28 protein-coding genes and 1 tRNA gene are annotated in these 21246 nt (G+C 61.7%); 24 read left to right on the forward strand and 5 right to left on the reverse strand.

All coding sequences use genetic code 11. The features are described from left to right. Positions 1 to 43: 43 nt before the first annotated feature. From AB4K19_RS05190 to aqpZ, 3 genes are all read left to right on the forward strand, one after another. Positions 44 to 128, forward strand: a tRNA-Leu gene (locus AB4K19_RS05190). 173 nt (positions 129 to 301) lie between these two features. Then, a complete protein-coding gene (gene tig / locus AB4K19_RS05195) occupies positions 302 to 1633 on the forward strand; it encodes a trigger factor (RefSeq protein WP_436399278.1) in 1332 nt (443 codons plus the stop codon). Between the two features lie 127 nt (positions 1634 to 1760). After that, positions 1761 to 2450 carry an aquaporin Z gene (aqpZ, locus tag AB4K19_RS05200; RefSeq protein WP_375227398.1) on the forward strand — a complete coding sequence of 230 codons (690 nt, stop codon included), beginning with the start codon at positions 1761 to 1763 and terminating at the stop codon, positions 2448 to 2450. A 100-nt stretch (positions 2451 to 2550) separates the two neighbouring features. On the opposite strand, the gene AB4K19_RS05205 is transcribed toward aqpZ, so the two are convergent. The 4 genes from AB4K19_RS05205 to rpsF form a co-directional block, all read right to left on the reverse strand. Next, positions 2551 to 3183, reverse strand: a complete 633-nt coding sequence (locus AB4K19_RS05205; protein WP_375227399.1) for an alternative oxidase — start codon at positions 3181 to 3183, stop codon at positions 2551 to 2553. Positions 3184 to 3335: 152 nt separating this feature from the next. Continuing rightward, on the reverse strand, positions 3336 to 3992 hold the full coding sequence (rplI, locus tag AB4K19_RS05210) for a 50S ribosomal protein L9 (RefSeq protein ID WP_375227400.1): 657 nt from the start codon (positions 3990 to 3992) through the stop codon (positions 3336 to 3338). Between the two features lie 10 nt (positions 3993 to 4002). Then, entirely contained in the window at positions 4003 to 4230 is a 228-nt protein-coding gene (gene rpsR, locus AB4K19_RS05215; protein ID WP_005982441.1) for a 30S ribosomal protein S18, read from the reverse strand. Between the two features lie 26 nt (positions 4231 to 4256). Further along, positions 4257 to 4610, reverse strand: coding sequence for a 30S ribosomal protein S6 (gene rpsF / locus AB4K19_RS05220; RefSeq protein ID WP_375227401.1), 354 nt, complete (start codon positions 4608 to 4610; stop codon positions 4257 to 4259). Positions 4611 to 4877: 267 nt separating this feature from the next. Between rpsF and AB4K19_RS05225 the strand changes: the two genes are divergently transcribed. Both AB4K19_RS05225 and AB4K19_RS05230 read left to right on the forward strand, forming a co-directional pair. Beyond that, the gene (locus AB4K19_RS05225; RefSeq protein WP_436399279.1) at positions 4878 to 5366 is read left to right on the forward strand and encodes a hypothetical protein; all 489 of its coding nucleotides are present in this window, start codon (positions 4878 to 4880) and stop codon (positions 5364 to 5366) included. Positions 5367 to 5480: 114 nt separating this feature from the next. Beyond that, the gene (locus AB4K19_RS05230) at positions 5481 to 6050 is read left to right on the forward strand and encodes a YceI family protein (protein WP_375227403.1); all 570 of its coding nucleotides are present in this window, start codon (positions 5481 to 5483) and stop codon (positions 6048 to 6050) included. 82 nt (positions 6051 to 6132) lie between these two features. On the opposite strand, the gene AB4K19_RS05235 is transcribed toward AB4K19_RS05230, so the two are convergent. Next, complete coding sequence (locus AB4K19_RS05235; RefSeq protein ID WP_375227404.1) at positions 6133 to 7329, reverse strand: cytochrome b/b6 domain-containing protein; 1197 nt, start codon at positions 7327 to 7329, stop codon at positions 6133 to 6135. A 155-nt stretch (positions 7330 to 7484) separates the two neighbouring features. Between AB4K19_RS05235 and fabD the strand changes: the two genes are divergently transcribed. The 19 genes from fabD (at position 7485) to AB4K19_RS05330 (ending at position 21242) form a co-directional block, all read left to right on the forward strand. Beyond that, positions 7485 to 8417, forward strand: a complete 933-nt coding sequence (gene fabD / locus AB4K19_RS05240) for an ACP S-malonyltransferase (RefSeq protein WP_375227405.1) — start codon at positions 7485 to 7487, stop codon at positions 8415 to 8417. Positions 8418 to 8430: 13 nt separating this feature from the next. Beyond that, on the forward strand, positions 8431 to 9168 hold the full coding sequence (fabG, locus tag AB4K19_RS05245; protein ID WP_375227406.1) for a 3-oxoacyl-ACP reductase FabG: 738 nt from the start codon (positions 8431 to 8433) through the stop codon (positions 9166 to 9168). A 252-nt stretch (positions 9169 to 9420) separates the two neighbouring features. Beyond that, complete coding sequence (locus tag AB4K19_RS05250) at positions 9421 to 9654, forward strand: acyl carrier protein (protein WP_375227407.1); 234 nt, start codon at positions 9421 to 9423, stop codon at positions 9652 to 9654. Between the two features lie 164 nt (positions 9655 to 9818). Further along, a complete protein-coding gene (locus tag AB4K19_RS05255) occupies positions 9819 to 10352 on the forward strand; it encodes a GNAT family N-acetyltransferase (RefSeq protein WP_375227408.1) in 534 nt (177 codons plus the stop codon). 88 nt (positions 10353 to 10440) lie between these two features. Continuing rightward, positions 10441 to 11700, forward strand: a complete 1260-nt coding sequence (gene fabF / locus AB4K19_RS05260; RefSeq protein ID WP_375227409.1) for a beta-ketoacyl-ACP synthase II — start codon at positions 10441 to 10443, stop codon at positions 11698 to 11700. Continuing rightward, on the forward strand, positions 11700 to 12866 hold the full coding sequence (gene mltG / locus AB4K19_RS05265) for an endolytic transglycosylase MltG (RefSeq protein WP_375227410.1): 1167 nt from the start codon (positions 11700 to 11702) through the stop codon (positions 12864 to 12866). Before fabF ends, mltG begins: the two co-directional genes overlap by 1 nt. Positions 12867 to 13144: 278 nt before the next feature. Continuing rightward, complete coding sequence (locus AB4K19_RS05270) at positions 13145 to 13480, forward strand: hypothetical protein (RefSeq protein WP_436399280.1); 336 nt, start codon at positions 13145 to 13147, stop codon at positions 13478 to 13480. Next, complete coding sequence (locus tag AB4K19_RS05275) at positions 13389 to 14762, forward strand: DNA-packaging protein (RefSeq protein ID WP_436399281.1); 1374 nt, start codon at positions 13389 to 13391, stop codon at positions 14760 to 14762. The genes AB4K19_RS05270 and AB4K19_RS05275 overlap by 92 nt, the downstream gene beginning before the upstream one ends. 114 nt (positions 14763 to 14876) lie before the next feature. Further along, positions 14877 to 16055 carry a phage portal protein gene (locus AB4K19_RS05280; protein WP_375227413.1) on the forward strand — a complete coding sequence of 393 codons (1179 nt, stop codon included), beginning with the start codon at positions 14877 to 14879 and terminating at the stop codon, positions 16053 to 16055. A 6-nt stretch (positions 16056 to 16061) separates the two neighbouring features. Continuing rightward, positions 16062 to 16268 carry a GTA head formation protein, RCAP_rcc01685 family gene (locus AB4K19_RS05285; protein WP_375227414.1) on the forward strand — a complete coding sequence of 69 codons (207 nt, stop codon included), beginning with the start codon at positions 16062 to 16064 and terminating at the stop codon, positions 16266 to 16268. A 45-nt stretch (positions 16269 to 16313) separates the two neighbouring features. Further along, positions 16314 to 16871: an HK97 family phage prohead protease gene (locus tag AB4K19_RS05290; RefSeq protein ID WP_375227415.1), complete on the forward strand. Its 558-nt coding sequence runs from the start codon at positions 16314 to 16316 to the stop codon at positions 16869 to 16871. Positions 16872 to 16934: 63 nt separating this feature from the next. Continuing rightward, on the forward strand, positions 16935 to 18113 hold the full coding sequence (locus tag AB4K19_RS05295) for a phage major capsid protein (protein WP_375227416.1): 1179 nt from the start codon (positions 16935 to 16937) through the stop codon (positions 18111 to 18113). 163 nt (positions 18114 to 18276) lie between these two features. Further along, positions 18277 to 18876, forward strand: coding sequence for a head-tail connector protein (locus tag AB4K19_RS05300; protein ID WP_375227417.1), 600 nt, complete (start codon positions 18277 to 18279; stop codon positions 18874 to 18876). Then, a complete protein-coding gene (locus tag AB4K19_RS05305) occupies positions 18873 to 19211 on the forward strand; it encodes a head-tail adaptor protein (protein ID WP_375227418.1) in 339 nt (112 codons plus the stop codon). Before AB4K19_RS05300 ends, AB4K19_RS05305 begins: the two co-directional genes overlap by 4 nt. Next, complete coding sequence (locus AB4K19_RS05310) at positions 19208 to 19618, forward strand: DUF3168 domain-containing protein (RefSeq protein ID WP_375227419.1); 411 nt, start codon at positions 19208 to 19210, stop codon at positions 19616 to 19618. The genes AB4K19_RS05305 and AB4K19_RS05310 overlap by 4 nt, the downstream gene beginning before the upstream one ends. 32 nt (positions 19619 to 19650) lie before the next feature. After that, positions 19651 to 20064 (forward strand): phage major tail protein, TP901-1 family, encoded by a 414-nt coding sequence (locus tag AB4K19_RS05315; protein ID WP_375227420.1) that lies wholly within the window; start codon positions 19651 to 19653, stop codon positions 20062 to 20064. 2 nt (positions 20065 to 20066) lie between these two features. Beyond that, positions 20067 to 20384 (forward strand): gene transfer agent family protein, encoded by a 318-nt coding sequence (locus AB4K19_RS05320; RefSeq protein WP_375227421.1) that lies wholly within the window; start codon positions 20067 to 20069, stop codon positions 20382 to 20384. Beyond that, positions 20381 to 20593, forward strand: coding sequence for a rcc01693 family protein (locus AB4K19_RS05325; protein ID WP_375227422.1), 213 nt, complete (start codon positions 20381 to 20383; stop codon positions 20591 to 20593). The genes AB4K19_RS05320 and AB4K19_RS05325 overlap by 4 nt, the downstream gene beginning before the upstream one ends. After that, complete coding sequence (locus tag AB4K19_RS05330; RefSeq protein WP_375227423.1) at positions 20583 to 21242, forward strand: phage tail tape measure protein; 660 nt, start codon at positions 20583 to 20585, stop codon at positions 21240 to 21242. The genes AB4K19_RS05325 and AB4K19_RS05330 overlap by 11 nt, the downstream gene beginning before the upstream one ends. Positions 21243 to 21246 lie beyond the last annotated feature (4 nt).

Here is a 21246-nt window from a genome sequence, read left to right on the forward strand (position 1 = left end):
ACTGGTTTGCTAGGAGACGGACGCGGACCGGCTGGTCCGATGTGCGGGCGTGGCGGAATTGGTAGACGCACCAGATTTAGGTTCTGGCGCCGCAAGGTGTGGGAGTTCGAGTCTCCCCGCCCGCACCACAGCCGCCGCGATACAGGGCCGCAGCGCCCCTGGCCCGGCCGGCCGCTGACCGCCCGGCGCCCCCCGATCCGCATGCACGCAAAGCGCCTCTTGCACCTTGTGCCCGTCCCACTTAGAAGGGCGCAAACCGACGCGCGCCCCGGGCGGCGCGCCCTATTCTTATGGAGCACACATGCAGGTCACAGAGACGCTGAACGAAGGTCTGAAACGCGGCTATGCCATCAAGGTCACCGCGGCCGAGCTGGAGGAGAAGGTCAACGAAAAGCTGGCCGAGGCACAGCCCGAAGTTGAGATGAAGGGCTTTCGCAAAGGCAAGGTACCGATGGCGCTGCTGAAAAAGCAGTTCGGCCAGCGTGTCATGGGCGAAGCGATGCAGGAAAGCATCGACGGCGCGATGAACGAGCACTTTGAGAAATCCGGTGACCGTCCGGCGATGCAGCCGCAGGTCAAGATGACCAACGAGGACTGGAAAGAAGGCGACGACGTCGAAGTTGAGATGTCCTATGAGGCGCTGCCGGAGATCCCGGAAGTTGATTTCTCTGCTGTGAAGCTTGAGAAAATGGTCGTGAAGGCTGAGCAGGAAGCCATCGATGAGGCGCTGGGCAACCTGGCCGAAACCGCGCAGGACTTCAAAGCCCGCAAGAAAGGCTCCAAAGCCAAAGACGGCGACCAGGTCGTTATGGATTTCGTCGGCAAGGTCGACGGTGAGGCCTTTGACGGCGGTTCCGCCGAAGATTACCCGCTGGTGCTGGGCTCCAACTCTTTCATTCCGGGTTTCGAAGATCAGCTGACCGGCGTGAAAGCGGGCGAGGAAAAAGCCGTGACGGTGACCTTCCCCGAAGATTACCAGGCCGAGAACCTCAAAGGCAAAGAGGCGGTGTTTGACTGCACCATCAAAGAGGTCAAACAGCCGGTTGCCGCCGAGATCAACGACGAACTGGCCACCAAGTTCGGTGCCGAGGATCTGGACGCGCTCAAGGGTCAGATTTCCGAGCGCCTGGAAGCCGAATACGCCGGAGCCGCACGTGCGGTGATGAAGCGTTCGCTGCTGGACGCGCTGGACGACATGGTTGATTTCGACCTGCCGCCCGCGCTGGTTGATGCCGAAGCTGGCCAGATCGCGCACCAGCTCTGGCACGAGGAAAATCCGGATGTGGAAGGCCACGACCACCCGGAAATCGAAGCTACAGATGAGCACAAAAAGCTGGCATCGCGCCGCGTGCGTCTGGGTCTTCTGCTGGCCGAGATCGGTCAGAAGGCCGAGGTTGAGGTCACTGACGCCGAGATGACCCAGGCGATCATGGCGCAGGCGCGCCAGTACCCGGGCCAGGAACGCCAGTTCTTTGAGTTTGTGCAGCAGAACCAGCAGATGCAGCAGCAGCTGCGCGCGCCGCTCTTTGAGGACAAGGTCGTGGACCACATCTTTGAGGGTGCCTCCGTGACCGACAAGGAAGTTAGCAAGGACGACCTGCAGAAAGCCGTTGAGGCGCTCGACGACGAATAAACGGAATCACCGTTTTCCGATCGGGGGCCGGCGTTCATTGTGACGCCGGCCCTTTTCTTTTCCCCGCAAATTTCAGGTTTCGTCCGGGTAACGTCCGTCCAAACAAAAAATCAGACAGGGCGTGGACATGACAAAGAAACTGATGGCCGAGTTCTTCGGCACCTTCTGGCTTGTGCTGGGGGGCTGCGGCAGCGCGGTACTGGCGGCGGGCGTCGCGGATGTGGGGATCGGCTGGCTGGGCGTCAGCTTCGCCTTTGGCCTGACGGTCCTGACGATGGCCTATGCTGTGGGCCACATCTCGGGCGGTCACTTCAATCCGGCCGTGTCGCTGGGCCTGATGATCGGCGGGCGGTTTCCGGCTCGCGATCTGCTGTCCTACTGGGTTGCCCAGACTGTGGGTGCGTTTGCGGCGGCTCTGGTGCTCTATATCATTGTATCGGGTGGTGCAGGCTATGAAGGGCCGGGCGGGTTTGCCTCCAACGGCTATGGGGCGGCATCGCCTCAGGGCTATTCCATGATGGCCGTCCTGCTGACCGAAGTGGTGATGACTGCATTCTTTCTGGTGATCATCCTTGGCGCCACATCCGCGGGTACACCTGCAGGAACAGCGCCGGTAGCCATCGGTCTGGGCCTCACACTGATCCACCTGATCTCCATTCCGGTCTCCAACACCTCTGTGAACCCTGCGCGGTCCACTGGCGTGGCTCTCTTCGCCGAAGGACCGGCGATGGAGCAGCTGTGGCTTTTCTGGCTGGCACCGCTGGCGGGTGCTGTCATTGGCGCACTGATCTGGAAGTTGATGACGACCCGCGACTGACAACTCCGAACCCTTGGGGAGGGGCTGGCGACGATCGCCAGCGGAAAGCGCCGCGTCCCGTGCAAGGTCGCGGCGCTTCTTTGTTTCCGGGGCAGACCCGTCAGGCCGCCAGTTCGTCGGCCATTTCGTGGTTCCGGTCACGGTGGCCTGCCTCGTCGGCGCGCACGGCAATAATCACATCGCGCAGGGTCGCGGCGTCGCCCAGTTTCCAGTAGTCGATGGCCAGCTGCGGGGCAGGCACGTTTTCGACCGATCCCGCGTCGACCTCTGCCAGATACTGCGTGTAGCTGATCACCGCCTCTTCCTCGAGATAGCCCACGACGCGGTGAGCGGTGCGTGGCGCAAAGAGATAGAGGAAGAAGTAGAGGTTAAAAAACACCGCCTGACCGCCCATGATCAGATAGCGCTCCATGCGGCTGGGCTGTGCCACCTCAATGAAGGTCATCAGGTGCATACGCTCGTTCTCGGCCTCGTCGAGCAGCTCACGCACCCAGCCTTCATCATCGCGGATGGTGCGCAGCGCCTTGAGGTGCTGCAGCAGGCCGCCCACCATACCGGGCACGGCCGCCACTGTTTCCAGAACCACGGCGCGGTGCCCGTAACGCTTTGCGAAAAAACGGTCGGCGAAAACGCGCATGAATTTCACCAGCTTCAGCGCGAAACGGTCTTTGAAATCCTTTGGCTCAGTGTGCTGGAACAGAGCCTGGTCGTCGTTCGGAGTAATGTCAGTCATGGATACCTTTCCCTTTCAGTCAGGTATCTGGGGTGCCGCGCGGCCGGGACAAGAACTTGCGTCAATTCGCGCACTCCGGGAACCCTGCACGCAAAAGAAAAACGCCGCCCCCGAAAGGAGCGGCGTTTCCAATATTCAGACTGTCAGGGGGGTCACGCCTTGCCAGCTGTGTCTTCCTGATCGCCGGAGGCGGCGTCTTCGCCTGCGTCCTCGGTTGCAACGCCGGCAGCTTCTGCCAGGTCTTCGTCGTCAGACGCCGCGGCGCCGATGTCGTCGAAGAGTTCCTGGATTTCGAAGTCTGCTGCTGCTTCTTCCTCAGCGGCCAGTTCCTGAATGGATTTGCCGGAGGCCTGAAGCTCTGCCTCTTCGGGCGAACGGGCAACGTTCAGCTCGATGGTGGCGTCAACTTCGGGGTGCAGAACGATCTGAACCGAATGCAGACCGAGGTCTTTGATCGGTGCCAGAACAACCTGCTTGCGGTCCACGGAGAAACCGGCCTCGGTGGCGGCTTCTGCTGCGTCACGGGTGGTGACGGAGCCATAAAGCGAGCCGGAGTCCGATGCGGAGCGAATCACGATGAACTGCTGACCGTTCAGTTTCTCGGCCAGAGACTCGGCTTCTTTGCGGGTCTCAAGGTTGCGGGCCTCAAGCTGTGCTTTCTGCGCTTCAAAGGCTTCGATGTTGGCTTTGGAAGCGGACAGCGCTTTGCCCTGGGGCAGCAGGAAGTTACGGGCGTAGCCCGGCTTGACGTCCACGACTTCGCCCATCTGGCCAAGTTTGGCGACGCGTTCGAGAAGGATAACCTGCATGATGTTCTCCTTACTTCACAGCGTAGGGCAGCAGGGCCAGGAAACGGGCGCGCTTGATGGCACGGGCCAGTTCGCGCTGCTTCTTGGCAGAGACTGCGGTGATACGGGACGGGACGATCTTGCCGCGCTCAGAGATGTAGCGCTGCAGCAGACGTGTGTCCTTGTAGTCGATCTTCGGCGCATTGTCGCCCGAGAAGGGGCAGACCTTGCGACGGCGGAAAAATGGTTTTGCGGCCATGGGTTATGTCCTCTTGCTCAGGTTGATCAACGGCGCTCGCGGCGACCGTCGCGGTCGTCACGTTTCTGCATCTGCACCGACGGCAGCTCTGCGTGTTCGTCGACCTTGATGGTCAGAACACGCATGACATCGTCATGCAGACGCATCAGGCGTTCCATCTCCTGAACGGCCGGTGCCGGAGCATCCGAGCGCAGGAAGGCGTAGTGGCCCTTGCGGTTTTTGTTGATCTTGTAGGCCATCGTTTTGACGCCCCAGTACTCGTGATCCACGAGCGACCCGCCGTTGTCGGACAGGACAGCACCAAAATGTTCGATCAGCCCTTCGGCCTGCGTGTTGGACAGATCCTGACGCGCGATCATGACATGCTCATAGAGTGGCATGCGAACTCCTCATTTATATCAGGGCGCATTTCAAAGGCAGGGCCATTACCCTTCTGCGGCCCGGCCACGAGAGACTGCGCGGTTCAGATAGTTGCAGAAGGAAGTGCTGCATATACACGGTCTGTGCCACAGCGCAAGTACCGTTGCGGACACGGCTGATACCATGCACGCGTGCCGGGAAATCGCCCCGGCACAGCCCGTTTCGCGTCATATTCCGGTCTTTTTTGGCCCGTTAACTCTTTGTTAACCAGGATGAGGATGACCGACATGATCAGTGCCACGAATGCTGCCGGCTTCAAAGCCATTGCCCCACAACCCGCACGTATGCTCGATGGAGGGCGTATGGTCCTGCGCGGCGCGCTGGGTCTGGTCGGAGCCGCTCTTGTTCTCACAGCCGTAGGCCTCTGGGTGGCACCGGGCGCCGACTGGAGCCAGGATCTGATGCTGATCAAGCTGCTGGCATCCGTTGTGGGCGGCATGGCGGGCATTGCCTTTCTGCAAAGCGCTGTACGCCCGAATGCACCGCGCGTTGAGATCGACACGATCCGCCACGAGGTGCGTCTGGTCCGGACCCGTGGCCGTGATCGCTGGGTGCTGGACCGCTGCAGCTTTCAGGATCTGACCCGCGTGGAAAACTGTGGGGCGCATGTGCAGCTCTGGGGCCGCAATGACACGCTGCTGGCCGAGGTGGCCGCGACTGATCGTGTTGCGCACCGTTCGCTGGTGACAGCCCTGCGCGTGGCAGGCAAGCTCTGAGCGGATCACCGCCGGTTGTTCACCTGCGCGCACGTTCTGTTGAATTCTGACTGATTGTCTTCGGGTAATGCGGTGCCATGTTTGCACCACAGTGACCCAACCCGGAGATATACTATGAAATCCCTTATCCTTGCGACCGCACTGACGGCTGCTGCATCCATGGCAACCGCTGCTGAGAAGTATGTGTTGGACGCCAGCCACAGCCAGGTCGTCTTCAGCTATAACCACCTTGGCTTTTCCACAACCTACGGCATGTTCTCGGGCTTTGAGGGCGAGATCATGTTCGACCAGGACAACCCCGCAGCATCGTCCGTAACCGTTGCCATGCCCGTGATGAGCATGTTCACCGGCTGGGAAAAGCGCGAAGGGCATTTCATGTCCGATGACTTTTTTGGCGCTGAAGAAGGCGACATGATCACCTTCACATCGACCGGTATCGAAGTGACCGGCGACAATACCGCGAAAATCACCGGCGATCTGACCATGAACGACACGACAAAGTCCGTCGTTCTGGACGCAAAGCTCAACCAGACAGGCGATCACCCGCAGGCAGGCAAGCCCTGGGCCGGGTTTGACGCAACCACAACCGTGCTGCGGTCTGACTTTGGTCTGGGCGCTTTCGCACCGTTTGTGAGCGACGAAGTTGAGGTCATCATCTCCATCGAGGCGATGAAGGCAGGCTGATCCGCCACCTCACTGAAAAGAAAAACCCCGCCGGTCCGGACCGGCGGGGTTTTTTGTTGCGGCCCGTGCAGGGTCGGGGCGGTCAGCCTTCTGTAGCGGTCAGGTTCACAGTGACGCCGACGCTGAACCCCAGCGAGCTTTCGTCTTTCTGGCTGTCGCCGATGGCGAAGTCGCGGCGGTCGAGCGTCGTTTCACCCTGCATGACCGCGACACCATCCGCCACGTCCAGTGTAAAGGGCAGGGTAACCGGGGCGCTGGCCTCTTTGATGGTCAGGGTGCCCTCTGCCACGTAACCGCCATCCGTGCGCAGGATATCGGCGGTGAACTGCGCGGTCGGGAAAGCGGTTGCATTGAAGAAATCCGCGCCCAGGGCTTGCGATGTCACAGAGCCGAGGGTCAGGGAGCCCACCGAGATGGTCACATCGACGCTGCCTGCGGGCCCTTCGGTCACTGTCTCGTCAAAGCTGATGGCTGCGGTCCAGTCAGCGAAGCTGCCTGTGACATCAGAGCCGAGCTGTTTCACGACAATCGAGAGGGTGCCGTCCTCAACGGCCCAGTCGGACTGCACATCCTCCAGTGCGGCGGCCTGAACGGTGTCGCCGTGCTGATCATAAACGCTAAGCGCTGAACCGGTGGCGAGGGCACCCGCCCAGATCACGAGGGCGGCCAGAACGGGCAGGACCACGCGGTGCGCTCCGGTCACATCCGGCACCACCGGGCGTCCTGGCAGCATGCGGCGCAGGGTGCTGTCGCGGTCAATCAGGTGGTGCTTCAGTGCACCTGCCGCATGCAGCAGGATGGAGGCCGCAAGCACCCGCTCAAACACGATGTGCAGACCGGCGGTTGTGGCGGCCAGGCTTTCCGATTTGGGCACCAGCGGCAGGTTCTGACCAAAAGGCCACCAGATCGGCGCGAACCCGGCGGTTGCCGCGTGGTGGATCCAGCCTGACAGCGGCACCAGCAGAAGCGAGCCATAAAGAAGCCAGTGCACGGTTTCTGCCGCAAGGCTTTCGAGTTTGCGGTCCGGGTGCAGCAGCGCGGGTTTCGGCTGGCTCAGCGCCCAGGCGATGCGCGCGAGGGCCACAAAGAACACCGTCACCCCCAGCGTTTTGTGCAGCGAGAACAGCCACGCCTTGCGCGCCAGTTCTTCGGATGTGTCGTAGGGCAGACCGTTTGCATAAATACCCAGCGGGATCAGCGTGATGATCAGCAGGGCGGTCAGCCAGTGAAAGGTTTTGGTCACGCCACCATAGTGCGTGGCAGTATTGGTCAGGGGCATTTCAGCTCTCCGGTCGGGTCATTGGTGAACATAGGGTAAGCATTGATGCTGTCACCACAATCTGCCCTCACGCACAGAGAATGCGCGCGGCAGCGTTGCCCTTGACGTGCGGGCAGGCTAATCCATGCAGTAACAGAAAATAAGGGGCGTGAGATATGAGCATCGCATTTGTTTTTCCCGGGCAGGGTGCCCAGACCATCGGCATGGGCCGTGCGCTGGCCGAGGCCTGGCCCGCGGCACAGGCTGTTTTTGACGAGGTTGATGAGGCGCTGGGGGAAAAGCTGAGTGCTCTGATCTGGGAAGGCGATATTGAGACGCTGACGCTGACCGAGAATGCGCAGCCCGCGCTGATGGCCACCTCCATGGCCGCTTTGCGCGCACTGGAGGCCGAAGGTCTGGGGCTGGACAAGGTGAGCCACGTGGCCGGTCACTCGCTGGGCGAATATTCCGCGCTGGCGGCGGCGGGCACCTTTTCGGTGGCGGATGCGGCACGCCTGCTGCGTACACGCGGGCTGGCCATGCAACAGGCGGTGCCGGTGGGTGAGGGCGCGATGGCCGCCGTGCTGGGGCTCGATTTCGATACGGTCACGCAGGTTGCGGCTGATGCAGCCGAAGACGGGGTCTGTCAGGTCGCGAACCAGAATGATCCCGCGCAGAACGTGGTCTCTGGCACCAAAGCGGCTGTTGAGCGCGCCTGTGTGCTGGCCAAGGAGGCGGGAGCGAAACGCGCGCTGATGCTGCCGGTGTCGGCACCGTTCCACTGCGAACTGATGGCACCTGCCGCCGAAAAGATGGCCGAAGCGCTGGAGACGGTCACGATGAATGCGCCCGCTGTGCCGCTGGTGGCGAATGTGACCGCCGAAGCGGTGACCGATCCGGCGGAAATCCGCAGGTTGCTGATTGAACAGGTGACCGGTCAGGTGCGCTGGAGTTCTTCGGTGTCCTGGATGGCGCAGAATGGTGTGACAGCATTCTGGGAAATCGGCGCAGGCAAGGCGCTGAGCGGCATGATCCGCCGGATTGCAAAAGAAGCGGGTACACGGAATATCGGCGCGCCGGATGACATCAAAGCGGCCCTTGAGGCCTGAGCGGGAGAGAAAAATGTTTGATCTGACAGGAAAAAATGCGCTGGTGACCGGTGCTTCAGGCGGTATCGGTGCCGAGATTGCGCGCAGCCTGCATGCCGCCGGGGCCACCGTCGGTCTGTCCGGGACCCGCACAGAGCCGCTTGAGGCGCTGGCGGCCGAGCTGGGCGAGCGCGCACATGTGCTGCCCTGTAACCTCAGCGATATGGACGCGGTGGACGCGCTGCCGAAACAGGCCACAGAGGCGATGGGATCGGTTGATATTCTGGTGAACAATGCGGGCATTACCCGCGATAACCTGTTCATGCGCATGTCAGATGAAGAATGGCAGTCGGTGCTGAACGTGAACCTGACGGCGACCTTCCGCCTGTGCAAAGGCGTGATGCGCGGCATGATGAAGGCGCGCTGGGGCCGGATTGTGAACATCTCGTCCGTGGTTGGCGCCACCGGCAACCCCGGTCAGGCGAATTATGCGGCCTCAAAGGCCGGGATGGTCGGCATGTCCAAGAGCCTGGCCTATGAGGTCGCAAGCCGCGGTATCACGGTGAATGCGGTGGCACCCGGCTTTATTGAAACCGCGATGACGGACAAGCTGACCGACGACCAGAAGGCAGGTATCATGGGCCAGATCCCGGCGGGCCGCATGGGCACACCGGGTGAAATTGCCGCCGGTGTGCTTTATCTGGCGAGCCCAGAGGCGTCTTATGTCACCGGCACAACCTTGCATGTGAACGGCGGCATGGCCATGTTGTAAGCCATGCCGGTCCGGGCGCACCGGGCCTGCACAATCTGTTTGCCATCCTTTCAGCTTATGCTAGAGGGAGCGCGTAACGGAATCGACGCCCCGGTAATTGCAGGCGTCACCGTCCCGGTGTTCTGACAGGTGTCATGACGGACCGGGCAAGAGCCGCCCCTTTTGGGGCATACGCGGCCACCATCCTGCAGAGCGGGGGCGGTCGCAACCAAAGGGGGCCTGAGACATGGCCCGAAAGAATGAGGGATTGATATGAGCGACATCGCAGATCGCGTAAAGAAAATCGTTGTTGAGCACCTTGGTGTTGAAGAAGACAAAGTAGCCGAGAACGCGTCGTTCATCGACGATCTGGGCGCAGACAGCCTCGACACGGTTGAACTGGTGATGGCCTTCGAAGAAGAGTTCGGCATCGAGATCCCCGATGACGCGGCCGAAACCATCCAGACATTCGGCGATGCGGTGAAGTTTATCTCCGGAGCATCCTGAGTCCGGGCCGGGTCCGCCCGGTCTGTGAGCACAAAAGGCGCCTTCCCCCGCGGAGAGGCGCCTTTTTTGTGCGCGGTGTTCCGGGGGGCTTGAAAGAGGCCCCCGACCTGCGCCATCATCACGCCCAGAGAGCGAAAAGCTCCGGTATTTCTGAGGCTCGGGACATGTCGCGCACGATTCCCACGATAAATACACAGCGCCTGACCCTGCGCGGTATGCGCGCAGAGGATTTCAGCCGGTTTGCTGAGATATGGTCCATGCCGGAGGTAGTGGAGTATATCGGCGGTGAACCCTGGCCGCGCAGCAAAGCCTGGGCTGCGTTTCTGCGCAATGCCGGGCACTGGCAGATCACCGGTTTTGGGCAGTGGGCGATCCACCGCCACCGCGCGACCGACATGTCGGGCCAGGCCGGATTCTTTTACGCCAAACGTGATCTGGGCGAAGATTTCGACAGTTTTCCCGAGGCGGGCTGGGTTCTGGCACCCGATGCGCATGGTGAGGGGTTCGGAATGGAGGCGGTCCGTGCTGCCCATGACTGGTTTGACCGTGTGATCACCGGGCAGCTCGTATGCATGATTTCACCGGAGAATACCGGATCCTTCCGTATTGCGGAGGCGATGGGCTATCGCCATATGCGGGATGCAGAGCTGGACGGGGATCCGGTCACGCTGCTGGTGCGCAAAGGGCCGCCGCAATAGACGGTCGCTGCGGGGCAGCGTGCGCCGGGACTTGCACAGCAGAGCCTCCTCGCTATATGGGGAGCACCAAATTGAAGGGGGCATCACGATGCGCAGAGTAGTCATCACCGGGCTTGGTCTGGTCACACCTTTGGCCGATGGCGTCGAGGAAAGCTGGTCGCGTATTCTGGACGGACAGTCCGGTGCCGGGCCGATCACAGGCTTTGACGCCAGCAAGCTGGTCACACAATACGCCTGTGAAGTGCCATTGGGCGACGGCAGCGACGGTACGTTTGATGCCGGTAAATACATGGAGCCCAAAGAACAGCGTAAGGTCGATACCTTTATCCTGTTCGGCATGGCCGCGGCACAGCAGGCGGTTGAGGATGCAGGCTGGACACCCGATGACGCAGAGAGCCTAGAGCGCACCGGCGTGCTGATCGGCTCCGGTATTGGTGGTCTGAATTCCATCGCCAACACGGCAGTGATGATGCACGAAAAAGGCCCGCGCCGCGTGTCGCCGTTCTTTGTGCCGGGCGCGCTGATCAACCTTATCTCGGGTCAGGTGTCGATCCGTTACGGCTTCAAAGGACCGAACCATTCGGTGGTTACGGCCTGTTCCACTGGCGCACATGCCATCGGGGATGCCTCGCGTCTGATCCAGCACGGTGATGCGGATGTGATGATCGCAGGCGGTGCGGAAGCCGCGATCTGCGAGATCGGCATTGCCGGGTTCAACGCTTGCAAGGCCCTGAGCACCAAACGCGGGGACGACCCGCAGAAAGCCAGCCGCCCCTATGATGCGGACCGCGACGGTTTCGTTATGGGCGAGGGCGCAGGCATCGTGGTGCTGGAAGAATACGAACATGCCAAAGCGCGCGGCGCGAAGATCTACGCCGAAGTGCTGGGCTATGGCCTCTCGGGCGATGCCTATCACATTACAGCGCCGTCTGAGGACGGCGAGGGCGGCGAGCGTTCCATGCGCAATGCGCTGCGCAACGCCGGTGTTGAGCCCTCTGAAGTGGATTACATCAACGCGCATGGCACATCGACCATGGCGGACACCATCGAGCTGGGCGCTGTGGAGCGCCTGATGGGCGATCACGCGGGCAATGTGACCATGTCGTCGACCAAATCCGCAACCGGCCACCTGCTGGGTGCAGCGGGCGCGATTGAGGCGATTTTCTCGATCCTGGCGATCCGCGACCAGGTGGCACCGCCCACCATCAACCTGGACAACCCTGCGGTTGAGACACCGATTGACCTGGCGCCCAATGCGAAACGCGAACGCGAGATCAATGTCGCCCTGTCCAACTCCTTTGGTTTCGGCGGCACCAACGCGAGTGTTGTCTTCGGGAAAGTCAGCTGATGTGGCGACATATCGCATCCAATGCGGTGACGGCACTTATTGTGCTGCTCTTTCTGATGGGCGGCGTGATCCTCTGGGGACAGAGACAGTATCAGGGCGCTGGGCCGCTGGCTGAGGCGGTCTGTGTCCAGGTGAACCGCGGCACGAACATGCGGCGTGTGAGCGAACAGCTCGAAGCGCAGGGTGCCGTCAGTTCCGCCACATTGTTCCGCATCGGCGCGGATTATGCGGACAAGTCATCGCAGCTGAAAGCGGGCAGCTATCTGGTCGAACCCGGTGCGTCGATGTCCAATATCGTGGATGTGGTGACCCGTGGCGGGGCCAGCACCTGTGGCACCGAGGTGGTGTACCGTGTGGGTGTGAGCCGCGTGAATGTCCAACTGCGGGAGCTGGACCCGGTGTCCGGCCGGTTCGAGGAGAAAGCATCGTTTAACCCGGCCGAGGATGCCGCTCCGGAGGTCTATCTGGACCGCAAGAACAACGCTGGTACCCGCTTCCGGATTGCGCTGGCCGAAGGTGTCACCAGCTGGCAGGTGGTGGAGAGCCTCAAGGCGATGGATGTGCTGGAGGGTGAAGTTGCCGAACTGCCGCCCGAAGGTGCGCTGGCCCCCGACAGCTATGAAGTACGCCCCGGTGATACCCGCTCAGAGGTGATTGCGCGCATGTCGGATGCGCAGGCCGGTCGCGTTGCAGCGGTCTGGGAAGCGCGGGCGGATGACCTGCCGGTGGAAACGCCCGAAGAACTGCTGGTTCTGGCGTCGATCATCGAAAAGGAAACAGGCGTGGCTGAGGAGCGCGGGCAGGTGGCCAGCGTTTTTGTGAACCGCCTGAACCGCGGTATGCGGCTGCAGACGGACCCCACGGTGATCTATGGCGTGACCGAAGGACGCGGCACGCTGGGCCGGGGTCTGCGGCAGAGCGAACTGCGGGCCGCGACGCCCTGGAACACCTATGTGATCGAAGGGTTGCCACCGACACCGATTGCCAATCCGGGGCTTGCCAGTCTCGAGGCAGCCGCACAGCCGCTGGAGACGCCCTATATCTTCTTTGTGGCGGACGGAACCGGCGGTCACGCCTTTGCCGAAACGCTTCAGGAGCATAACCGCAACGTGGCCGAGTGGCGTAAAATCGAAGCGGAACGGCGCGAGCAGCAGAGCAGCAACTGACCCGGAGACGGGGTTCCTGCGGGACAGTTGAATGCCCTTGAAACGCTGGGCTCAAAGCGGTTTTTTCGGTGCTGCTGCTGGAAAAGGTTAATGGCACCGTACGGTCAACTATTTGACTTGACGTGATTTTTCTTGACTTTGCGAACGGTCTCCCGTATAACTTGTGACATGCTGGAAGAAATGGGCAAACGACCCCGGGAGTGATCCCGACGGGTCGTTTTTTCGTTTTTCTCGTGCGGAGACCTACGCGCATGAGAGGTAGAACCTGAATGACCTTAATGACCCCGGAGCACGTAGCGTCGCAATCTGAAGATTTGCTGAAATCCGTGATCGGATCCATCAAAGATCTGCGTAAAGAACTTGAAGACCTCAAAGAAAAGGTCCGCGCAGGTGACGATTTTCAGACGACGCAGGGCAGTAAAACGGTGGCGTCGGCGACGTCGCTGCTGAGAACCTGCCAGGAAGTGGAGAACCGCCTTGTCGAATGCCGAACCAAAACCGCCGGTATCGCCCGCGGGGGCTATGCCCTCGACCTTGAAAAAGCACGGGCTGACATCGGGTGCAAGCTGGATCGGCTCCGCTGCACGCGAGGTGCAGGAGAGCTTCCTGAATGAACTGAGTGAGGGAGAGCTTCTGGCTCTCCCTTATCTTTTTGAGTTCTGGGCCATGCCGCATCAGCTGCCGCCCGAAGGGGACTGGCGGTCCTGGGTGATCATGGGCGGACGTGGTGCGGGTAAAACCCGTGCAGGGTCCGAATGGGTCCGGTCACAGGTTGAGGGAGCGATGCCGCTCGATGAGGGGCGCGCGCGCCGTGTGGCCCTGGTTGGGGAGACCGTGGACCAGGTGCGCGAAGTGATGATTTTTGGCGACAGCGGCATCCTTGCCTGCTCGCCGCCCGACAGACGGCCCGTCTGGGAAGCCGGGCGCAAACGTCTGGTCTGGCCCAATGGGGCCATTGCCACGGTTCATTCTGCCTTTGACCCGGAGGGGCTGAGGGGCCCGCAGTTTGATGCGGCCTGGGTTGATGAGCTGGCCAAGTGGAAAAAGGCCGAAGACACCTGGGATATGCTGCAGTTTGCGCTGCGGCTTGGAGATAAACCGCAGGTCTGCGTGACAACCACACCGCGGAATGTTGGTGTTCTGAAAGACTTGCTGAAGGCACCTTCTACGGTTGTGACCCATGCACCGACAGAAGCGAATGCAGCCAATCTGGCGTCTTCCTTCCTCGAAGAGGTCCGGACCCGCTATGCCGGGACACGGCTTGGCCGCCAGGAACTGGACGGTGTGCTGCTGGAGGACGCGGAAGGGGCGCTCTGGACAACCGCGGGCATTGAAGCCTGCCGGGTCAGAGACACCCAGGCGCTGGACCGGATTGTCGTGGCGCTTGATCCGTCGACAACGGGCAGCGCGTCGTCAGATGAATGCGGGATCGTTGTGGCCGGTGTGACCATGCAGGGGCCACCGCAGGACTGGCGCGCCGTGGTCCTTGCCGATTGCACGGTAGCAGGCGCCAGCCCGTCCGCATGGGCGCGGGCTGCGATTGAGGCCATGGAGCTTTATGGTGCGGATCGTCTGGTTGCCGAGGTGAACCAGGGCGGTCAGATGGTTGAGGAAGTGTTGCGGCAGGTTGATCCGCTGGTGCCGATCACGGCCGTGCACGCAAGCCGTGGCAAATCTGCCCGGGCTGAACCGATTGCAGCCCTCTATGAGCAGGGGCGTGTCCGGCACATGCCGGGCCTTGAGGCGCTGGAAGACCAGATGTGCCGGATGACGGTGCAGGGATATGAGGGCCGCGGATCCCCCGACAGGGTGGATGCGCTGGTCTGGGCGCTGCATGCGCTGATGATTGAACCGGTTGCAAAATGGCGCGCACCGAGGGTGCGTACGCTCTGGTAACCGGAAATCCTGAAATTTGATGAACACTGCAGCAACGGTCTGGCGAGCCCGGTGCCGGCTGCCGTGACGCGCGGTGTCTGAGCCCGCGCTGCGACCAATCCTGAGGAGCGACTTATGGTTTTTGACTTTCTGAAAAAGACTGCGCCGGTGAACGTACCGGAACAGAAGGCGAGTGCGACAGGTCCTGTCGTTGCCTGGCAGTCGTCCGGCCGCGTCGCCTGGAGCCCGCGGGACGCCGTATCGCTGACCCGCACGGGATTTTCCGGAAACCCGGTTGGTTTCCGTTCTGTCAAACTGATTGCCGAGGCTGCGGCAGCGCTGCCGCTGGTCCTGCAGGACAGTGAGCAGCGTTATGAAACGCACCCGCTGATGACGCTTGTTTCGCGGCCGAACCCGATGCAGGGCCGTGCGGAACTGCTGGAAGCGCTCTATGCGCAACTGCTGCTGACCGGGAATGGTTACGTCGAAGCCGTGGCAGGCGAGGCCGGCCCGCCGGTTGAACTGCATGTGCTGCGGTCTGACCGGATGAGCGTGGTGCCCGGCGCCGATGGCTGGCCGGTTGCCTATGAATACGCCGTGGGCGGGCGCAAACACCGGTTTGATGCCTCCGGCGCCGTTCAGCCGGTTTGCCACATCCGCAGCTTCCACCCGCAGGACGACCACTACGGGTTCAGCCCGATGCAGGCGGCGGCGATGGCGGTGGACGTGCATAATTCTGCAAGCCGCTGGTCCAAGGCGCTGCTCGACAATGCGGCGCGCCCCTCGGGTGCGATTGTGTACCGCGGCGCCGAAGGTCAGGGCACGATGGCGAACGATCAGTACGAGCGTCTTGTGGCCGAAATGGAAAGCCACCACCAGGGGGCACGGAATGCAGGCCGGCCCATGTTGCTGGAAGGTGGCCTGGACTGGAAGCCGATGGGCTTTTCGCCGTCTGATATGGAATTCCAGAAAACCAAGGAAGCCGCCGCGCGCGAGATCGCCCTGGCCTTTGGCGTGCCGCCGATGCTGCTGGGTATCCAGGGCGACGCGACCTATTCGAACTATCAGGAAGCGCACCGTGCGTTTTACCGCCTGACCGTTCTGCCGCTTGCGACACGGGTCACGGCTGCGCTGGCGCACTGGATCGCGGGGTACACCGGAGAGGCGCTGACGCTGAAACCGGACCTTGATCAGGTCCCGGCCCTGGCGGCTGAGCGGGACGCTCAGTGGAACCGCGTGGCGGGGGCGGATTTCCTCACTCAGGCCGAAAAGCGCGCCCTGCTGGGGCTGCCTGCGGCAGAGGCCGGGGAGTGACCCGTCATGGACAAATTCGAGTGCGCGCCGGGACTGAGGCTGCAGGCGCATGAGCGCATTGCGGAGATACAGCACGCCAATCTGACCCGCCGCCTGGAGCGGATCGAGGAGATGATGGAGCGGCTGGAAAAACGTTTGTGGCTAACGGTTTACGGGATCGTTGCGATGATCCTCGGTCAGGGTCTGCAATCCTTGCTGGCCGCAGCACCCTGAGCCGGTCAGCTGACCGGTCACATCAATTATTCAAGGAGAAACGCCATGGAGTATGATACCGGGCTTGAGCACAAGTTTGCCCGTTTTGGCGACGCTGTTGATATCAAAGACGGACGTATCATCAGTGGATACGCCAGCCTGTTCGGCGCCGTGGATCAGGGCAACGATGTCGTGGCACCAGGCGCCTATAAGGCATCGCTTGAGGCTCTGGAGGCGCGGGGCGGCACGGTCAAAATGCTGTGGCAGCATGACCCGGCTCAGCCCATCGGCATCTGGGACGAAGTCCGCGAGGATGCGCGGGGCCTGTGGGTCAAAGGACGCCTGCTCGACAGCGTCGAGAAGGGCCGTGAGGCCGCAGCGCTGATTGCTGCCGGTGCCATTGACGGGCTGTCCATCGGCTACCGCACACGCAAAGCCACAAAGAATACGGAAGGCCAGCGCCTTCTGACGGAACTGGAGCTCTGGGAAGTGTCGCTGGTGACCTTTCCGATGCTGCCCAGTGCGCGGGTTGCCGCCAAATCGGATGAGACCGGTCTGGAAGACACCCTGCGCGACATGGCCGCCGCCTTTGAAGGTGCGCGCGCTGATCTGGCGCGCCGCTGACGCGCACCTGTTGTACCGGCCGCAGCGTCTGCGGCTGCAACCATCACATTGAGGAAACTGCGAATGAGCAAGACCGAAGCAAAGGCGGCAGGCGGGACGGGTTTGTCTCCTGCCGAGGACGTCAGACAGGCCGTGACCGGCTTTGTCACTGATTTCAAGAACTTCCAGAACGAAATTGACATGAAAATGCAACAAACAGAAGAGCGACTGACCATGCTGGACCGTAAATCGAACATCCCCCAACGCACACCTCTCGGAGGCGCTGTTGATGCCGGCGCACCGCATCAGAAAGCGTTCAATGATTATCTGCGTTCGGGCGACGATGATGGTCTGCGCGGCCTTGAGATGGACGTGAAATCCATGTCTACAGCGCTGAATGCGGATGGCGGTTACCTGGTTGATCCGCAGACATCAGACACGGTGAATTCGGTGCTGCGTGCAACGTCTTCAATCCGCTCGGTGGCGTCTGTCGTGAATGTCGAGGCGACGTCCTACGACGTTCTTGTTGACCACACGGATCTGGGCGCTGGCTGGGCCTCGGAGACTGCGGATACCACTGAAACAGGTACGCCGCAGATCGACCGCATCGTGATCCCGCTGCATGAGCTGAGCGCACTGCCCAAAACATCGCAGCGTCTGCTCGACGACAGTGCCTTTGACATTGAAGGCTGGCTGGCCGAGCGTATCGCGGACCGTTTCGCCCGTGCAGAAGCGGCGGCCTTTGTGAACGGTGACGGCGTCGACAAGCCGCGTGGTTTCCTGAACCACACGAATGTCGACAATGATGTCTGGACCTGGGGCAACCTTGGGTATGTGCCGACGGGTCTTGACGGCGACGTGACAGCAGATGCTGTCGTTGACCTCGTTTACGCTCTCGGGGCGCAGTACCGCGCCAACGCGACATTTGTCATGAACTCCAAAACCGCGGGTCTGATCCGCAAGCTCAAGGACAACGATGGCCGCTTCCTCTGGTCTGATGGCCTGTCTGCAGGTGAGCCCGCGCGTCTGATGGGCTATCCTGTTCTGATTGCCGAAGACATGCCGGACGCCACTGCGGGTGCTGATGCGATTGCCTTTGGTGACTTTGATGCGGGTTACACGATTGCCGAGCGTCCTGACCTGCGTGTTCTGCGTGATCCCTTCAGCGCCAAACCCAACGTCCTGTTCTACGCGACCAAGCGCGTTGGCGGTGATGTAAGCGACTTTGCAGCGATCAAGCTGCTGAAATTCGCCACCTCCTGAACTGTGAAGTGACGATACCGGTGAGGCGGCTCTGGCCGTGTCACCGGGCCGGGTGCGCTCCGGCAGGTTCCGTGTTGTCTAGCTGCTCCCCTCCGACCGAGCAACACGGACAGGCGCGCATCCGGTTTCCACGACCGGGGAGCAGGAGAACTGGAGAATTTCGATGATGTTGATCGAAGAAACGACGGTGCCCGACAGCGCACTGCCGGTCGAGGATTTCAGGGCGCATCTGCGTCTTGGTACTGGCTTCGGTCAGGAAACGTCCCAGGATGAGGTGCTGACAGGCTTTCTGCGCGCGGCCATCGGCGCAGTGGAAGCCCGGACCGGAAAAGTCCTGATCACGCGCAGCTTTGGCTGGACGCTGTCCTTCTGGCGGGATCTGTCCGCGCAGGGGCTGCCGATGGCGCCTGTGAGCACCATTAACAGTGTCACTGTTGTGGCGCGGGACGGCAGTGAGACACTTGCCGGGCCGGAAACCTACTGGCTGGAAAAAGACAGCCAGCGACCGCGTCTGCGCTCCACCGGTGCCAGTCTGCCGGTCATTCCGACCAGTGGTTCCGTGGTGATACGGTTTGATGCCGGTTATGGACCTGCCTGGGACGATGTCCCCCCGGACCTGCGCCAGGCGGTGATGCTGCTTGCGGCACACTACTATGAGTATCGCAACGAGACCTCGCTGAGCGATGGTTGCATGCCGTTCGGCGTGACCAGCCTTATTGAGCGCTACCGCATCATGCGGATCGGCACCGGAGGTCTGCGGTGAAGTCCCCGCGGCTCAACCGCCGCCTCGAGCTCGAAGAGCCGCAGCGTGTTCCTGATGGTGCAGGTGGTTTTGTGACTCAGTGGCAGGTGCTTGGCACGCTCTGGGCACAGATCACCGCACGCACTGGTCGGGAAACCGCGCAGTCTGGCGCGCCTATTTCGGCCATGAGTTACCGGATCATTGTCCGCGGAGCGCCATTTGGTGCACCCGACAGGCCGCGCCCGGAACAACGGTTTCGCGAGGGCCAGCGGGTGTTCGTCATACAGGCGGTGGCAGAAGAAGATTCTGATGGCCGATACATCACCTGCTTTGCCACAGAGGAGACGGCGGTATGAGTTATGCCATGTCAGGCGCGCTGCAGGCCGCCATCTATGAGGCGCTCTCGACCGACGCCGCGCTGGCAGCGCTGGTCGGGTCGGACATTTATGACGCGGTTCCGACAGGAACGGTGCCGGAAACCTGGGTCGGGCTGGGCCGCGAGCGCGCGCTGGATGCCTCGGATCAGACCGGCGCCGGCGCGCTGCACACGATTGAGATTTCGATCTTTACAACCCAGCCTGGCTTTGCAGGTGCCAAGGCGGTCGCCGCCGCCGTTTCGGACGTGCTGCATGATGCAGACCTTTCCCTGACCCGCGGGCACCTTGTTTTCATGCGCTTTGACCGCGCCCAGGCACGCAAGATTGATGACAACGCCGGGCGCGAGATCCTGATGCGGTTCCGCGCCCGCGTCTCAGATGAATAACGCCACCAACACAATGCACGAGGAGAGAACCCATGGGTGCTCAGAACGGTAAAGACCTGCTGATCAAGGTCGATATGGACAACACAGGCCAGTTTTCAACGCTGGCCGGGCTGCGCGCCACGCGCGTGAGCTTCAATGCCGAAACAATCGACGTGACCAGCCTTGAAAGCCAGGGAGGCTGGCGTGAGCTGCTCTCCGGCGCAGGTGTGCGGTCTGTGTCCATCAGCGGATCCGGCGTGTTCCGCGATGCGGATACGGACGAGCGGGCGCGTCAGCTGTTCTTTGACGGCGAAGCACCGGCATTCCAGGTTGTGATCCCGGATTTTGGTATTGTCGAAGGGCCGTTCCAGGTGACATCGATCGAATACGGCGGCAGTCACAATGGTGAAGCGACCTATGAGTTGTCGCTGGCCAGTGCCGGCAGCCTGACATTCACTGCGATCTGACCATGGCAAATCCCTGGAGGGGCGATGTGGCCCTGGTCATCAACGATGAGACCCATGTGATGCGCCTGACGCTGGGCGCGCTTGCTGGACTTGAAGACAGTCTCGGCGCGGGGTCACTGCTGGAGCTCGTACAGCGGTTCGAGAGCAACAGTTTTTCCAGCCGCGACGTGCTGGATCTGCTGGGTGCCGGGCTTGAGGGCGGCCAATGCGGTGTGACGGCTGAGGACCTGCTGCATGCCGACATCGGTGGCGGGCCAATGGCTGCGGCACGCGCTGCGGCGGAGCTTCTGGCGCGCGCGTTTGTGGTGCCGGACGCATGAGCGAGAGCCTGGACTGGCCGGCGCTGCTGCGTGCGGGTGTCAGGGGCCTCGGGCTGAAGCCTGACGAGTTCTGGAAGCTGACACCGGCCGAGCTGCGTCTGATGCTGGGCGAGCCCGGGACCTCCGGTCCGCTTCTGAGCAGTGGTCTGCAGGCGCTGATGGATGCCTGGCCGGACGAAGAGAAAAAGGACGGAACAGATGACGGATGAACGCGGCTTTGAGGACCTTGAGGCACGGGCCGATGGTCTGAACGAAACGCTGGGGCAGACCAGCACGCTGGTCACCGGTTTTGACGCTGAACTGCAGCGCATGAAAGCTTCACTGCAGGCCACCGGACGGGATGTCGCCATTCTGGAGCGCAGCCTGAGCCGGGGCCTCAAGAGTGCATTTGATGGCCTGATATTTGACGGTATCAGCCTGTCGGAGGCGCTGAACACAGTGGCCAACAGCATGATCAACGCGACATACAACGCGGCCATCAAGCCGGTCACCAACCAGTTGGGGGGTATCCTCGCAACGGGCGTGTCCGGACTGGTGGACAACATTCTGCCCTTCGCAGATGGCGCGCCGTTCAGTCAGGGCCGTGTCATGCCCTTTGCCACGGGCGGTATCGTCAGCGGTGCCACTCCCTTCGGTATGCGTGGTGGCATGGGGATCATGGGCGAGGCTGGTCCCGAAGCGATCATGCCGCTTGCGCGCGGTCCTGATGGCAAGCTTGGGGTGCGTGGCGCCGGTGGTGCGGGCAACACAATCGTCATGAACATTTCGACCCCGGACGTTCAGGGGTTTCAGCGCAGCCAGGGGCAGATCGCGGCGCAGATGACGCGTGCGCTCAGCCGTGGGCAGCGTAACCGTTAATTCA

The organism is Roseobacter phycocola, assembly GCF_042055075.2.
GTDB lineage: Bacteria > Pseudomonadota > Alphaproteobacteria > Rhodobacterales > Rhodobacteraceae > Roseobacter.

Excerpts from the sequence above, each read along its gene's own strand:
- AB4K19_RS05325 (WP_375227422.1), top strand. The coding sequence starts at position 20,381 with ATGAGCGAGAGCCTGGACTGGCCGGCGCTGCTGCGTGCGGGTGTCAGG.
- AB4K19_RS05235 (WP_375227404.1), bottom strand. The coding sequence starts at position 7,329 with ATGCCCCTGACCAATACTGCCACGCACTATGGTGGCGTGACCAAAACC.
- rplI (WP_375227400.1), bottom strand. The coding sequence starts at position 3,992 with ATGCAGGTTATCCTTCTCGAACGCGTCGCCAAACTTGGCCAGATGGGC.
- AB4K19_RS05295 (WP_375227416.1), top strand. The coding sequence starts at position 16,935 with ATGAGCAAGACCGAAGCAAAGGCGGCAGGCGGGACGGGTTTGTCTCCT.
- AB4K19_RS05300 (WP_375227417.1), top strand. The coding sequence starts at position 18,277 with ATGATGTTGATCGAAGAAACGACGGTGCCCGACAGCGCACTGCCGGTC.
- AB4K19_RS05315 (WP_375227420.1), top strand. The coding sequence starts at position 19,651 with ATGGGTGCTCAGAACGGTAAAGACCTGCTGATCAAGGTCGATATGGAC.
- AB4K19_RS05205 (WP_375227399.1), bottom strand. The coding sequence starts at position 3,183 with ATGACTGACATTACTCCGAACGACGACCAGGCTCTGTTCCAGCACACT.
- AB4K19_RS05225 (WP_436399279.1), top strand. The coding sequence starts at position 4,878 with ATGATCAGTGCCACGAATGCTGCCGGCTTCAAAGCCATTGCCCCACAA.
- AB4K19_RS05255 (WP_375227408.1), top strand. The coding sequence starts at position 9,819 with ATGTCGCGCACGATTCCCACGATAAATACACAGCGCCTGACCCTGCGC.
- AB4K19_RS05290 (WP_375227415.1), top strand. The coding sequence starts at position 16,314 with ATGGAGTATGATACCGGGCTTGAGCACAAGTTTGCCCGTTTTGGCGAC.
- AB4K19_RS05310 (WP_375227419.1), top strand. The coding sequence starts at position 19,208 with ATGAGTTATGCCATGTCAGGCGCGCTGCAGGCCGCCATCTATGAGGCG.
- tig (WP_436399278.1), top strand. The coding sequence starts at position 302 with ATGCAGGTCACAGAGACGCTGAACGAAGGTCTGAAACGCGGCTATGCC.
- AB4K19_RS05330 (WP_375227423.1), top strand. The coding sequence starts at position 20,583 with ATGACGGATGAACGCGGCTTTGAGGACCTTGAGGCACGGGCCGATGGT.
- AB4K19_RS05285 (WP_375227414.1), top strand. The coding sequence starts at position 16,062 with ATGGACAAATTCGAGTGCGCGCCGGGACTGAGGCTGCAGGCGCATGAG.
- rpsF (WP_375227401.1), bottom strand. The coding sequence starts at position 4,610 with ATGCCACTCTATGAGCATGTCATGATCGCGCGTCAGGATCTGTCCAAC.
- AB4K19_RS05320 (WP_375227421.1), top strand. The coding sequence starts at position 20,067 with ATGGCAAATCCCTGGAGGGGCGATGTGGCCCTGGTCATCAACGATGAG.
- AB4K19_RS05250 (WP_375227407.1), top strand. The coding sequence starts at position 9,421 with ATGAGCGACATCGCAGATCGCGTAAAGAAAATCGTTGTTGAGCACCTT.
- AB4K19_RS05275 (WP_436399281.1), top strand. The coding sequence starts at position 13,389 with ATGCCCTCGACCTTGAAAAAGCACGGGCTGACATCGGGTGCAAGCTGG.
- mltG (WP_375227410.1), top strand. The coding sequence starts at position 11,700 with ATGTGGCGACATATCGCATCCAATGCGGTGACGGCACTTATTGTGCTG.
- AB4K19_RS05280 (WP_375227413.1), top strand. The coding sequence starts at position 14,877 with ATGGTTTTTGACTTTCTGAAAAAGACTGCGCCGGTGAACGTACCGGAA.
- fabG (WP_375227406.1), top strand. The coding sequence starts at position 8,431 with ATGTTTGATCTGACAGGAAAAAATGCGCTGGTGACCGGTGCTTCAGGC.
- aqpZ (WP_375227398.1), top strand. The coding sequence starts at position 1,761 with ATGACAAAGAAACTGATGGCCGAGTTCTTCGGCACCTTCTGGCTTGTG.
- AB4K19_RS05270 (WP_436399280.1), top strand. The coding sequence starts at position 13,145 with ATGACCCCGGAGCACGTAGCGTCGCAATCTGAAGATTTGCTGAAATCC.
- rpsR (WP_005982441.1), bottom strand. The coding sequence starts at position 4,230 with ATGGCCGCAAAACCATTTTTCCGCCGTCGCAAGGTCTGCCCCTTCTCG.
- AB4K19_RS05230 (WP_375227403.1), top strand. The coding sequence starts at position 5,481 with ATGAAATCCCTTATCCTTGCGACCGCACTGACGGCTGCTGCATCCATG.
- fabD (WP_375227405.1), top strand. The coding sequence starts at position 7,485 with ATGAGCATCGCATTTGTTTTTCCCGGGCAGGGTGCCCAGACCATCGGC.
- fabF (WP_375227409.1), top strand. The coding sequence starts at position 10,441 with ATGCGCAGAGTAGTCATCACCGGGCTTGGTCTGGTCACACCTTTGGCC.